Source organism: Peribacillus simplex NBRC 15720 = DSM 1321 (genome assembly GCF_002243645.1).
In the GTDB taxonomy this organism is placed as follows: Bacteria; Bacillota; Bacilli; order Bacillales; family DSM-1321; genus Peribacillus; species Peribacillus simplex.
The window spans coordinates 4,425,503-4,439,128 of record NZ_CP017704.1 but is presented as its reverse complement, the minus strand read 5'-3'; the positions used below and the strand labels follow the sequence as shown (position 1 = coordinate 4,439,128).

Here is a 13,626-nt window from a genome sequence, read left to right as displayed (position 1 = left end):
ACTCTTTTTAAAATTAAAGGTCGGAACCCAATACATTTTGGCAAACAAAAAACTCCCGTCCCTATGCGAAATGCATAGGGACGAGAGTATACCCGCGGTTCCACCCTAATTGCCGTTTATAAAACGGCCTCTTTTCAAAGCAATATGCTCCGGAAACGCCCTTCCCTGTAAATCCATATCCCGGCTTCCACCATCCCGGGTTCGCTTTTTATGGAGAATGACAGATACTCTTTTCCATCAACGCAATCTTCTTATTTTGATGATTAGAATTTTATACAAACTAGCATGGAATGTCAATAGGTCAGATCCTAAAACATATCTTTCATCGTATCAATCTGTTTCAGGAACTTTTTTGATTTCAAATGCAGACCAGAATATTCCTCATAATAAGCATCGATGATCTTCTGCAGTTCTCTTTTCGTTTCAGGCTTGACGGAAATGTTTCCGAGCCTTGATAAATCGAAATAATAAAAGATCCGCAGCAATTTGACGGCTGCAGGTGAAATTTTATAGTGATAAGGGTCTTTCCCCAGACAGCGGTGACAGATAAAGCCCGCTTCTCGAAGCGAGAAGGAGAATTCCCCTTCCGTTTCACCACATACAGCACACTGATTCAGCACTGGGTTAATCCCATTGACAGGCAGCATCTTCATTTCAAAAATGAATTTCAAAACCTCTGCGTCATATTCTTCGTTTATGTAATGCAAAGTTTGCGAAAGTAATTCATACAAATATGGATTCGGTTTCTTATCCTCGACGCTTTTATCAAGCAATTCAACAATATATGAAGCATAAGCAGTGGCAAAAAGATCCTCCCTTATGAAACGGAGTGAATCGACCATTTCGCCTTGCTGAAGACTTCCGAGTCCGGTTGATGTGGTTACAAGAAAATACCCGGAGCAAAAAAGCTGTGTGACGGCAGAAAGCCTGCTGTTAGGTTTACTGGCTCCTCTAGCCATAACGCCAATTTTTCCTAGCTCACGGGTATATATAGTAATGATTTTGTTATTTTCTCCATATGCAGTTCGCCTTATGACAATGCCTTCACATTTTTGGAGCATACCAAGACACCACCCATGCTCGCCAAGACTAACCTATGAAACAGGAAAATCAAATTCTGCTAGCTCATCATTCAATACCAAGTGTCTTTCCTGTCTCTCGACTTCTATCTCCTTAAACAGCAAATAGGTGTCCACATTACCTGTTTCACTAAATAATTCCCAGGTAAAATCCAACATATAAAGCCCACCTTTCATTTTTAACTAGCAATTATGAATATCCGACCATATGATTAGCTTGACCGTTTTCCAAGCTTTCATGACGCGTAAATTTTGTTAATTAATACTCGCTCTCATTGAAACCATAATCGCGGAGCTGGCTTGCTTTGTTACGCCAATCCTTCTGCACCTTCACCCACAGTTCCAAGAAAACCTTCGAGCCCAATAAATTTTCGATATCCACTCTGGCACGGCTACCTACTTCTTTAAGCATTTTCCCTTGCTTTCCGATGACAATGCCTTTTTGCGAATCACGTTCGACAACGATCGTCGCCATGACATTAATGGTGTCGCTGTTGTCCATTTTTTTAATCGAATCGATGACAACAGCCACTGAATGCGGAATTTCTTCCCGTGTCAGGTGCAGTACCTTTTCGCGGACCAATTCGGAGATGATAAAACGCTCAGGATGGTCGGTCACTTGGTCAGCTGGATAAAACTGGGGACCTTCAGGCAGATGTTCCTTGATTTGTTCAAGCAGTGTATCAACGTTATTCCCTTCAAGCGCAGAAATCGGAACGACTGCCGCAAAAGGGTAAAGCTGTTGGTATTTTTCAATGATCGGAAGTAAATCATCTGGATGCATCGCATCGATTTTGTTTACAACTAGGAAAACAGGCGTTTTTACGGATTGAAGTTTTTCGATGATAAACTCGTCACCGCGTCCGTATCCTTCAGTCGCATTGATCATGAAGAGAATCAAATCGACTTCTTTCAATGTATTCGTTGCCACTTTCATCATGAAATCACCAAGCTTATGCTTTGGTTTATGAATGCCAGGGGTATCGATGAAAATCATTTGTGAATCGTTTTGCGTAAGTACTCCCTGGACCTTATTTCTTGTAGTTTGCGGTTTATCGCTCATAATGGCAATCTTTTGACCGATGACCCGATTTAGAAACGTACTCTTTCCAACATTAGGTCGTCCAATAATTGAAATGAAACCTGATTTGTAACCTTTTACTTGTGTATCGTCAAATAGTTTATCCATTTAAATCCTCCGGTGAAAAAGCTCCTGGAAGCAATTCCTGTACTGTTAGTTCTTTTATATCCCCATTTAAGTTGGACAAAACGACCGGCATATCCTTTTCGCACAGTTCTGAAATAACCTGCCTGCATGCCCCGCATGGAGAAACGGGACCATCGGTATCTGCCACGACTGCAAGTTTAGTGAATTTTTTATCGTTATGGGCATAAGCGCTGAATAAAGCTGTCCTTTCGGCGCAATTACACATGCTGTATGCAGCATTTTCTATATTACAACCATGATAGACCTTTCCATCAGCGGTTAAAAGGGCTGCCCCCACCTTAAATTTGGAGTAAGGCACATAAGCTTTATCCCTTGCTTTTTTAGCTTCCTCAATCAATTCTTTTGTATTCAATTCACATCTTCCTTTCAAATTGAGTACCATTTCGGCGCAACCTACAGGCCAAACTTAGGCAAAAAGATAATCAATCCAACTATTATAGAAAATATAGCATATATGAATACAGCTCCGGCTGCAATATCTTTTGCCTGCTTGGCAAGCGGATGGATTTGATCCGTTACCAGGTCCACTACCCTTTCAATCGCTGAATTAACGAGCTCCAACGTGATTGTACCGGCTATGGCTGCCAAAATGAAAAGCCACTCCATCCCATTCAATGAGAAGTACCAACCAAAAAATACGACGATTGCCGTTAACGCGAAATGAATCTTGATATTGCGTTCAGTCCGAACAGCCTCCAAAATTCCCTGACAGGCAAAAGAGAAACTTTTTAATAAAGGATACCTTTTTTTATCCTTCTCTTGAAAGTCCATATTCTTCCAAGATCTCCTTTTGTTTTGTGAACATCACTTTTTCATCTTCTTCATTCATGTGGTCGAATCCCAATAAATGAAGAAAACCATGCAGCGCTAAAAATCCAAGTTCCCGGTCAAATGAATGACCATATTCTTCAGCCTGTTCTTTCGTACGTTCAATGGAAATGATGATATCCCCTAACATGCGGGGCATTTCCGCTCCGACAATTTCCACTTCATTTTCTCCCATTTCTTCAAGTGCAAAAGAAATGACATCTGTAGCTGAATCTTTATGACGATATTCTTTATTGATTTCCCTAATCCTATCATTGTCTACAAATGTAACGGACAACTCGGTGTCTTTTTCAATGTTTTCTTTTCTTGCCGCAAATTGCAGAATGCTTTCAACAAGCTGCTGAGCTTCCTCCGTTACTTCATTCGTTTCATCCATTAAATCGATAGCCAAAATCATTCTTTCACCTTCTGTCCTAATTTATCCAGCTCCGGATATTCAATCCTGGAGTGGAAGATACCATTCAGCGATTCACATAAGGAATGCTTCACGATACTCAATTCTCTCATAGTAATGTCACATTCATCAAATTGACCATCTTGAATCCTGTCCTGAATGATGAAACTTACCAGCTCTTCAATCTTCTCCGGAGTTGGGTGCTTCATCGATCTCACTGCAGCTTCCACACTATCGGCTATGCCGATGACGGCTACTTCCTTCATTATCGCCCTCGGCCCTGGATATCTGTATGCCGTTTCGAGTGTGGCCTCATCCTGTTTTTTTGCCTTATGATAGAAAAACTTCAATAAAGTGGTCCCATGATGCTGCTCTGCAATATCCACAATCTCTTTCGGGAATTTGTGACTGCGCAGCATCTCCCCGCCATCTACGGCATGGGCAATGATGATATCCCTGCTCGTTTCCGGCTGCAGACGATCATGCGGGTTCTCTTCACTCATCTGATTTTCGATGAAGAAGTGCGGGCGCTTCGTTTTACCGATATCATGATAATAACTGCCGACCCTTGCCAGCAATCCATTCGACCCGATGGCTTCACAAGCCGATTCCGCCAAATTGGCGACCATTACACTGTGATGATATGTCCCCGGAGCCTCAATCAAGATCCTCCGCAGTAACGGATGATTGGGATTCGCGAGCTCGATAAGCTTAATCGATGATAAGATCCCGAAACCAGCCTCGAAAAACGGTAACAGGCCCATTGTCAAAACGGCTGAACCCACTCCAGAACCTATGGCAGCAGCAGCATAATACAAGTACTCCATTCTAGTATAATGGCTGTCCATAATAAAGATGAGCGAAAAAACAAATGTCATATTGATTAAAGACAATAGCAGCCCTGCTACCAGCACCTTTGATTTGAAATTGGGCCTAGATAGAATGATGATCGCCGTTAATCCCCCGAAAATGATATAAAGCCCCATCGAGAAATCCAGATTTCCAGGTGTATCACCATTAAATATAATCGTACCATACGAACCTAACAATATGATCATTGCTACCGCTAACTTATCATTCAATAATATCTTGATGAGCATCGCCGCCATGGCACCCGGGAAAATGTATTCCAAATTCGAGTTTTTCAGGTCTGCCAGAATGCTGACCGTTTTCATGGTAGCCATTGAAAGGATAAAGACAAGACTGAATATCAATAACTGATTGTACTTGTTATCCTTTTTGGAAATGGAATAGTAGAAAAAGTAATAAAAAGCGGCAAAGGTCAGGAATATGAATAACAGCAGGCCGATATACGGGTAAATGGTAGACTCCGTATTTAGGAAGCCTGCCAGTTCAAGCTGTCTAAATACATCCCTGTCCACTAATTGATTTTCTTCAACGATGATCTGACCTTGAAGGATCCTGATTGGCTCGACGCTTTCAACCGCTTTCCTTCGCTGTTCCTCGGTTTTGTCCTTATCGAAAAATACATTCTGAATGATTGCCGTACGAGCAAGGGAAGTGGAGGCTTTTTTCATATCGCCACTAATGCTCATATAATCCAATTCCTCTACAACCTTTTTCTTGGCATTTTCGACGTCACTTGCAGCGATTCGGGAGCTCATCACATTATTCACGGCTGTAATGGTTGAATCCTTCGCTATTTTCAACTCATCTTCATCCGCCTGCACTAAAGCAAGGAAAACGGATTCCTCGATATTTTTATTGACTTCATCGGTCAATTTTTCTTTTAATATGGAAACTTTTTGAGCATCCGTCTTAACAACCTCTTTTTTATCCTCTTTTCCCTCATCTTCTTTATGATCTTCATCGGGGTCCGTTTCTTTATTCACCTCTATCGCTGAATCGAAAATGGATGAAATGAGATCGACTTTATTTTTGGCATATTCTTTTTTTAAAGAATAAACATCCGCCACCTGTTTTGAAATCTCTTCTTTTTCCTGTTCAGTCTTATAGGTATCTTCTACAGTCTTGGTTGAACGGATCGTTTGTTCCGCAGGCTTAAAAAGCTCTACCTGGACCCTTTCCGGCTTAACATTGGAGAACATTAACCCATAAGCAAATAAACCAAGTATTATAAACAATAGCACTTGAAAAAAGCGATGGACCAACAGCCCTTTTATTTGAGTGAAAAATTTCTGGATACGATTCAAGGAAGGTCCTCCTAAAAAAAAATGATGTTTATTATTCTAGATATGTAAAATCATAACAGTTTTCATGTGAATTTTCACCTTCGTATTGATAAATGTAAAGCTTCTTTCATTCCATATCCACCTTTTAACCAAAAAGTTTATCATTTAGACACATCACGAAAAATCCGCCGATTGAAATGGCGGATTTTTTCTTATGACTTCGCCTGCTCGTAAGCAGTAATGATTTTGGCGACAAGCGGATGTCTCACAACATCACTTTGTTCAAAATAAACGAAGGAAAGGCCTTTAACATTCTTCAAGATCTCTTCTACCCGGATCAGACCTGACTTCATACCTTTTGGAAGGTCAATCTGGGTCCGGTCTCCCGTAATGACCATTTTCGATCCGAAACCAAGCCGGGTCAAAAACATCTTCATTTGGGCTTCCGTCGTATTCTGGGCTTCATCCAATATGACAAAGGCATCTTCAAGCGTACGGCCCCTCATATAAGCCAGAGGAGCTATTTCTATCGTTCCGCGCTCTATCATCCTTAGCGTCTGTTCCATCCCTAGAAGGTCATGGAGAGCGTCATACAGCGGCCTTAGATAAGGATCTACCTTTTCCTTCAGATCACCCGGCAGAAAACCGAGGCTTTCCCCTGCTTCGACGGCAGGCCGTGTCAGGATGATCCGTTTAACATGTCCATTTTTCAATGCATTTATGGCCATCACTACAGCAAGATAGGTCTTTCCGGTTCCGGCAGGCCCTATTCCAAATACAAGGTCCTGTTTCTTTATTGCCTGGATATAGTACCTCTGCCCGATTGTTTTGACTTTAATGGATTTCCCCTTAGCCGTTTTAGCGATTTCCTCATCATATAATTCTCCGAAATACTCCAATGTGCCTTTTCTTGCCAATTCAATTGCATAAAGCACATCTCTGGAACTGATTGCAATTCCTTTTCTGATAACTGTCAATAACGCCTTAAGGATTTCCTCCCCCATCGTTACCCGCTCGATATCCCCGGCAACACTCACCGCTTCACCTCGGGTTATGACGGAGATGCCAAGCTCCTCTTCAAGCACTTTTACATTTGAATCCCCATTGCCCAATAACGCGATCGCTTCATTGGGTGATTGTATTTCGAGCTTAATTACTTTCACATCATCTGCCATTCGTTAGTCTCCTTGAATGATTGGTTGTCCAATCGCTATATCTTCAATAACTTGGTAATGTATAGATAATTTAACTTTACCATTCTCCATGCTTTCGTGCAAAATTTTTTCCTCGACGATTTCATCTTCCTCGTCCAAATGCTTTTTCAATTCTGCTTTAGCCATTTTCCTGCCTTCCTTTACCGCTTCTTCCTCCGTATAACTTCGTACAATATCTTCCTTGCTCCTTAACGTCACTTGTTTATAGGAAATGGGCAGTTCCCATTGAAGAAAGTGAAACGGCCTCACTGTCGTTTCTTTTTCCTGTTTTTCATATCCCGGATCCTTGAACCCCCATACCGGCAGGGAAAAGTCTCCCATTTTCAAAAAGTGCCTGCTCGTTTCATTTCCGTTAAAAACGGAAAACTTGGTTTTTAACGGTACTTCCACTTTCGCTTTATACCAAGTTTTCCCTTTTATTACTCCCTGTGCGGATACGATTTCCTGTTTATCATCTTTTCCGATCAGTCCTGAAACAAGAAGCTGTCCTTTTCCTACATAATCATTCACATTAACAATAGATTGTCCTTTTTCAACGAACATATCAGTGATGATCGCTTTTTTAGACGCTACCAAATTCTGTGGAGATGTTTTCTCGACTTCTTTAGGCTGACGCTTTTCTACAACCCGAAAATGGTATGTCGTTCCCTTTAGCTCAACCCCTACCCACGTCAATGCACCAATACGGTCCGACAGCTTACGCTGAATCGTATCCACATCATCAACAAAGAATTGCACTTTACCGATTTTCACGCCCATCTTGTCCAATTCTTTTCGGATGGCATGCTCGGTAGCCGGTTTGGCATCTTGAACCTCGATGCCCCATACCATATTGGAAAGTACAAATATGCAAAGCAGGAAAGCGATCATCCCCGCTAAAAACCCGCTGTTTTTCATGACTCTCTTCATTAGGAAAGGGAAACCCTTTCCTTGCATGAACTTTACTTTACAATCGCTCTTACGCATGACCTGACGGAGTTTAGGGATATCCCTGACATCCATATGAAAAATCAGGGATTCGCTTCCGACACGCTTCACATCCCAGATATGAAGCCCCCTTCTCGTCAGCATATTAATCAGCCGTTCTGCACCTTTGCCATAAGCCTTCACCTTTACATAGCCTGTATAATAGTTTGTCCATTGGTTTTTCATGGAGACCTCCCGGGATCATTCATTGATAAAATAAACCTTGTCAATTTTGCCTTCGAGCATGATTTCTTCCGGCAAAATCGTCTTTATGACAAAGGCATTTCCCTTTATCAGCAACTGCCCATTTTTCAGCATCAATCTCACTTCGCTGTCTGTAAAAGCCAATAAGCCACGATGGTTTTCAATATAAATATGTAATTGTCCGATCATTGTAATTCGCGGCAGGTCCATCATGACATCTTGCGGAAGGTCCATTGTTTTGGTCATTAGCTGTTTCACTTTTTTTCCCCAATTGCGAGCCATAAAAAAGAACCCCCTTTCATCTCAATGTATGAAATGAAAGAGGGTTCTAGCACAAAATTATAAGGGATTGAAAGTCTATTTTTTCAGGATGGACTGAAAAAAGTCAGGAATTCTGAATTACCTTCTGGACCTCTGAAGACTTCGCTTCGCCCTTGGCGGTCCCAACACTTCTGACATGATGATGCCATCAATCAGCTGCTTTTTGCCAAAAGACGGTCCTTTGCGATAGACCGGACTGTTATTATCAGTAATCGCTGATGTAATTTGATCCGCCTTCGCTTTTTGATACAAACGCTCTTGATCGTACTTCTGCTGAAGCCGTCTAAGCTCCGCAATCCTTTTATTCGCATCGTTCTTCGTCTCATCGATCACTTCAACAGCCTGTGCTGCCTGCTGTTCGACTTTCCTTACGGGAGCAGGTGCAGGCCTTTGCTGTTGATTACCTTGCGCCATTTCACCTTGAAGCTCCCGCATGACCTCCTGCCATTTCTTTTTCGGAGGCGTGTTTGGATTATCACTTTGCTGAGGCTGCTTTTTCTTTCCTAACATGGACGTTAAAATACCGATCAAGACAATGATAAGGAATGGGTTCTTGAGAAAGAAATCAATAAAATCTCCCATTTAAAGACCTCCCTTCCCTGACCTAATTATTATTATTATGGTTATTGTTGTTATCTTTTGGATTTTCGGATATTTTACTGATGGAACCGCGCATATCCGTATCGGCCGTGATATTTTGGATATTCATATAATCCATCACACCAAGGTTTCCGCTTTTCAGTGCATCGGCCATGGCCAACGGAACTTCCGCTTCGGATTGAACAACCTTCGCTCTCATTTCCTGAACACGTGCAACCATTTCCTGTTCAAGCGCAACAGCCATTGCACGGCGTTCTTCGGCCTTTGCCTGGGCTATTTTCTTATCGGCTTCGGCTTGGTCCGTCTGTAATATGGCCCCGATATTTTTACCGATATCCACTTCAGCGATATCAATGGAAAGAATTTCGAATGCTGTTCCTGAATCCAACCCTTTTGATAAAACCGTTCGTGAAATCAAATCGGGATGTTCCAGTACATCCGTGTGCATTTTAGAAGCACCGATCGTCGATACAATCCCTTCCCCTACACGGGCAATGATCGTCTCTTCACCGGCACCACCGACTAAGCGTTCAATATTGGCTCGGACCGTGATCCTTGCCTTCGCTTTCACTTCAATACCATTCATCGCCACACCAGAGATGAACGGTGTTTCAATCACTTTCGGGTTAACGCTCATTTGAACAGCCTGCAATACATCACGACCGGCAAGGTCAATAGCTGCACCCCGTTCGAAAGGTAACGTGATATTGGCGCGTTCTGCCGCAATTAATGCATTCACCACTCGATCGACATTACCGCCTGCAAGGTAATGGCTCTCCAATTGATTCGTTGAAACATTGATCCCAGCCTTATGGGCCTTGATAAGAGGATTGACGACCCTGCTTGGTATAACGCGGCGAAGCCTCATCCCAACTAATGTAAAAATACTGATTTTGACTCCTGCCGCTAAAGCGGAAATCCATAACATTACTGGTACGAATGTGAAAAACACTGCCAACACGATGATGGCAGCAATCACTGCCAGTACAATAAATATCGTTCCTGAAGTTATCACTTAATGATTCATCCTTCCTGTATCTCTTAATTTTAATTTGAATCCGGAATTTCCCGGACGACTACCCTTGATCCTTCAACTTTTACGATAATGATTGACGAACCTTTGGAAATAAAGCTTCCTTCTGTCACAACATCCACTCTTTCTTCTTTGACCAAGGCTGTTCCTGAAGGCCTCAAATCTGTAAGTGCCTTCCCTTCTACACCTAATAAATCCAAACGATTAGGATTGCTGACATACCCTTGTTCCGTTTTTGTTGCATCTGTTAATATCATTTTCCTGAAAAATTTCATCTGTTTTCCAAACACCTTTACAAGTAGGATGAATACCAAAATGGATACGGTGACCGCAATTAGCAAGGATATCGTCATATGGACCGGATCTCCTGTTGCAAGGAACAGACTCCCCACTATCGCTGTAAATCCGAGCAGCCCGATAATCCCCCCTGGGATAAAAAATTCAACTAGTACGAGAATGACCCCAATGATGAACATCGCTAACGATTCGTATCCGGTGATACCGGCGACAAGATGACCATAGAAGAATAAGACAAGACTGGTGATTCCAATGACCCCCGGAATACCAAAACCGGGTGAAAATAATTCCATCACAATCCCGATTCCCGCTATCGTTAATAAAATTGGAACAACGATCGGGTTGGTCAAAAAGCGGGCAAGTTTCTCAGGAAAGCTTTCTTCGATTGACCGAATATCAGCATCTTCAACTCCAAGTATACTATACAGCTCCGCTTTCCCAGAGACGGTGCCTTCACTATATCCAGCCTTTTTTGCCTGTTCAGCTGTAAATGTCAGCAACTTCCCTTTTTCCGCTCCATATTCGGGTAGATCGATGTCAACATCCGCCATCGCCTGGGCGTATATGGGATCACGTCCATTTTGTTCTGCAGCAGTCTTCATGGCAGCTAACCAATAAGATTGCGCTTTCTTACCTGCAGCGTTCCCTGTTGAATCAATCACAGCCGCAGATCCCATGGTGGCACTCGGAACCATATAAATCTCATCTGCACTTAGAGAAATGTATGCCCCTGCAGATAAAGCCCTGTTGTTGACGTAGGCAACTGTCTTGATTGGTGAATCCGACAGTAACTTTGCAATTTCCCCTGCTGCATCCACAGCACCTCCAGGGGTATTCACCTCGAAAACGACAAGATCTGCATCAGCTGCTTCAGCAGTGGTCAGCGCGCGTTCCAAAAAGGCCGAGAGTCCCTTTTCCACCGTTTCTTCAATTGGTACATGGTAAACGATCTTCTCGTTTGCAGATACCGTCGATCCCCCAAAAGAAGAAATGGTAAACAGCAATCCAAATAAGAGTACAGATAAATAACGCCAAATTTTCAACGGAACGCCCCCTTTCCCGTATTAAACGCGGTAAGTGCCTCCAGTTTCAGGAGGATACCTACCAGTAAATTCAGCACGCAACTAAAATTCGAATAAGGAGCAAATGAAGCAACCCTTTACTCTGTTCTTTAGTTATTACGTATGTATATGAAAAAGGTTTCAAAAAAAGCAAATAAAATTAAAAGTGCCTCTATTATCTTGGGCTTCGTTTGAATAATATACGCATAAAAATCATGAAATACACAAAAACCACAGGCAATTTGCCTGCGGTTAGGTTTCGAGTTTTAAGTTTAGAGTTTAAGATAGATGTTGTTGTACTAATTTGTTTACTAGTGAACCATCCGCTTTACCTTTAACTTTAGGCATTAAAGCTCCCATAACTCGGCCCATATCTGCTTTGGATGTTGCATTGACTTCTTCAATCGTTTGTTTAACGATTTTAGAAATGTCTTCTTCTGAAAGTTGCTCAGGCATATATGCCTCTACGTATACTAGTTCGGTGCGGACTTTATCCACGAGATCTGAACGACCTGCGTTTTCAAACTCCTGGAGGGAGTCTTTGCGTTGTTTTAATTCGCGAGAGAGCACTGTCAATTCTTCATCATCTGTTAAATCTTGTCTCTGCTTCAGAGCTTCGTTTTGAATAGAAGCTTTCAGCATCCGAATAACAGATAGTTTGTCCTTTTCCTTGTTCTTCATCGCTTGTTTCATATCATTATTTAAACGCTCGAGAAGACTCATCTTTCCACCCTCTCTTAGAATTTACGTTTTCTTGCAGCTTCAGACTTTTTCTTACGTTTTACGCTTGGTTTTTCATAAAATTCACGCTTCCTAGCTTCCTGAAGCGATCCTGCTTTAGATACAGTACGTTTGAAACGACGAAGAGCATCTTCAAGCGATTCGTTTTTACGAACGACGGTTTTAGACATCTCTTTCCCTCCCTCCGAAAACAACACACTAACTCAAGTTGTCAACATGTTATACATGTACTAAACAATTATAATATATCATCTTTAGCAGGTCAACCAATAAAATCAAACTTATTTTGAATATCATCATGTTATTATCATAATTTTTCACTAAACAATCATTCAACATGCATGAAAATCCAATTTATAGCATGTCTCACGTTAATGGGCCATAAGCTTACTAAGAGGTGACAGTCATGTATGAGCTATTTTTATTCCTTTTATTCATTGCGATATTTTTGGCAGGTATGTCAGTTTTACGAATCGGACTATTCAATATGTCCGGTGCAGCATTAAAAACTTTTCTTTCAAAGGTTACGGATAAGCCCTGGAAAGGCTTCATGGCCGGAACCATCTTTACGGGGATCCTGCAGAGCAGCTCGGCTGTCATGGTCATGACGGTCGGCCTCGTTTCCGCAGGAAGCTTAACGTTCCCGCAAACAATCGGGATTATTCTTGGAACGAATATCGGCTCCACCTTTACAGCAGAGTTCATGACCTTCTCTTTGGATCGTTGGATCATTCCCGGTGTCGTAAGCGGCGCTTTCCTTTGCTTCATGCCAAAAGCATTACCGAGAAGCTTAGGGATGTCCCTGATCGGAATCTCGGCCATCTTCGCGGCGATGAGTGGTTTTAAAACGCTTTCGACACCGATTGCAGCCTATCCATCCATTCAAACGCTCATCCATTACATAGAGGGCCATATGAGTTATGCCCTATTAGCAGGGATATTATTGACAGCACTCATTCACTCCAGTTCGGCAACCATCGGGATAGCCATGAGCTTTTTGATGAATGGGGAGTTATCCGTCTCCTCCGCAATCATCATCATGCTCGGATCGAATATAGGCACTTGCATCACCGGATACATGGCCAGCATCGGTTCTGGTAGACAAGCCGCCTTCACAGCTTATGCACATATTTGGCTAAACGTCATCGGGGTTGCCGCATTCCTGCCTTTTGTGGACATCCTGGAAAGCACCGCTGCCTTTTTCACCGAAAACAAAGGGACACAGCTCGCTCATGCCAGTGTCATTTTCAATATCTTGAATTCTTTGGCCGTCTTGCCATTCGCACGGCAATTCTCCAACCTCATTCTTTTGGTGCATCGGCCACACATCAAAAAATAATGGGCTGTCCAAAAGTCGTTGGCAACTGACTATGGGACAGCCATAAATAAGATATACATAACCTAAACGCATAGATATTAAGGGCGGTAAACGATTTCAGCTAATCTTTTTATAATTAGTTTTATGGTTTAATAAGCTCAAACCACTCAATATAACAGCAGCTACTAT

Annotated in this window: 16 protein-coding genes and 1 other annotated feature; of the genes, 1 reads left to right on the top strand and 15 read right to left on the bottom strand. The window is 42.2% G+C overall.

The features are described 5' to 3' along the window. Positions 1-73: 73 nt before the first annotated feature. Positions 74-250: a binding site (T-box leader), on the bottom strand. Between the two features lie 58 nt (positions 251-308). The 15 genes from recO to rpsU all read right to left on the bottom strand — a co-directional run bounded on the left by recO (position 309) and on the right by rpsU (position 12,289). Further along, entirely contained in the window at positions 309-1,061 is a 753-nt protein-coding gene (gene recO, locus BS1321_RS21405) for a DNA repair protein RecO (RefSeq protein ID WP_063233013.1), read from the bottom strand. A 33-nt stretch (positions 1,062-1,094) separates the two neighbouring features. Beyond that, positions 1,095-1,238, bottom strand: coding sequence for a YqzL family protein (locus tag BS1321_RS21400; RefSeq protein WP_069981699.1), 144 nt, complete (start codon positions 1,236-1,238; stop codon positions 1,095-1,097). Between the two features lie 100 nt (positions 1,239-1,338). After that, positions 1,339-2,268, bottom strand: a complete 930-nt coding sequence (gene era / locus BS1321_RS21395) for a GTPase Era (protein WP_034308493.1) — start codon at positions 2,266-2,268, stop codon at positions 1,339-1,341. Beyond that, complete coding sequence (locus BS1321_RS21390; protein WP_094246724.1) at positions 2,261-2,659, bottom strand: cytidine deaminase; 399 nt, start codon at positions 2,657-2,659, stop codon at positions 2,261-2,263. The genes era and BS1321_RS21390 overlap by 8 nt, the downstream gene beginning before the upstream one ends. A 41-nt stretch (positions 2,660-2,700) precedes the next feature. Further along, positions 2,701-3,078 carry a diacylglycerol kinase family protein gene (locus BS1321_RS21385; protein ID WP_063233011.1) on the bottom strand — a complete coding sequence of 126 codons (378 nt, stop codon included), beginning with the start codon at positions 3,076-3,078 and terminating at the stop codon, positions 2,701-2,703. Beyond that, on the bottom strand, positions 3,056-3,532 hold the full coding sequence (gene ybeY, locus BS1321_RS21380; protein WP_063233010.1) for an rRNA maturation RNase YbeY: 477 nt from the start codon (positions 3,530-3,532) through the stop codon (positions 3,056-3,058). Before ybeY ends, BS1321_RS21385 begins: the two co-directional genes overlap by 23 nt. Continuing rightward, on the bottom strand, positions 3,529-5,703 hold the full coding sequence (locus BS1321_RS21375; RefSeq protein WP_063233009.1) for an HD family phosphohydrolase: 2,175 nt from the start codon (positions 5,701-5,703) through the stop codon (positions 3,529-3,531). Before BS1321_RS21375 ends, ybeY begins: the two co-directional genes overlap by 4 nt. A 191-nt stretch (positions 5,704-5,894) precedes the next feature. After that, a complete protein-coding gene (locus BS1321_RS21370) occupies positions 5,895-6,857 on the bottom strand; it encodes a PhoH family protein (RefSeq protein ID WP_063233008.1) in 963 nt (320 codons plus the stop codon). Between the two features lie 3 nt (positions 6,858-6,860). Next, positions 6,861-8,048 carry a sporulation protein YqfD gene (yqfD, locus tag BS1321_RS21365; protein WP_063233007.1) on the bottom strand — a complete coding sequence of 396 codons (1,188 nt, stop codon included), beginning with the start codon at positions 8,046-8,048 and terminating at the stop codon, positions 6,861-6,863. A 15-nt stretch (positions 8,049-8,063) separates the two neighbouring features. Beyond that, complete coding sequence (yqfC, locus tag BS1321_RS21360) at positions 8,064-8,348, bottom strand: sporulation protein YqfC (protein ID WP_034308511.1); 285 nt, start codon at positions 8,346-8,348, stop codon at positions 8,064-8,066. 117 nt (positions 8,349-8,465) lie between these two features. Then, positions 8,466-8,969: a hypothetical protein gene (locus BS1321_RS21355; protein ID WP_063233006.1), complete on the bottom strand. Its 504-nt coding sequence runs from the start codon at positions 8,967-8,969 to the stop codon at positions 8,466-8,468. Positions 8,970-8,991: 22 nt separating this feature from the next. Beyond that, positions 8,992-9,984, bottom strand: a complete 993-nt coding sequence (floA, locus tag BS1321_RS21350) for a flotillin-like protein FloA (RefSeq protein ID WP_375781440.1) — start codon at positions 9,982-9,984, stop codon at positions 8,992-8,994. A gap of 50 nt (positions 9,985-10,034) precedes the next feature. Further along, on the bottom strand, positions 10,035-11,360 hold the full coding sequence (locus BS1321_RS21345; RefSeq protein WP_063233004.1) for an NfeD family protein: 1,326 nt from the start codon (positions 11,358-11,360) through the stop codon (positions 10,035-10,037). 297 nt (positions 11,361-11,657) lie between these two features. Further along, on the bottom strand, positions 11,658-12,101 hold the full coding sequence (locus BS1321_RS21340; RefSeq protein ID WP_063233003.1) for a GatB/YqeY domain-containing protein: 444 nt from the start codon (positions 12,099-12,101) through the stop codon (positions 11,658-11,660). Between the two features lie 14 nt (positions 12,102-12,115). After that, positions 12,116-12,289, bottom strand: a complete 174-nt coding sequence (gene rpsU / locus BS1321_RS21335; protein ID WP_028391853.1) for a 30S ribosomal protein S21 — start codon at positions 12,287-12,289, stop codon at positions 12,116-12,118. A gap of 236 nt (positions 12,290-12,525) precedes the next feature. On the opposite strand from rpsU, the gene BS1321_RS21330 reads away from it, so the two are divergent. After that, positions 12,526-13,458: a Na/Pi symporter gene (locus tag BS1321_RS21330; RefSeq protein ID WP_063233002.1), complete on the top strand. Its 933-nt coding sequence runs from the start codon at positions 12,526-12,528 to the stop codon at positions 13,456-13,458. The last annotated feature ends 168 nt before the right edge of the window (positions 13,459-13,626 follow it).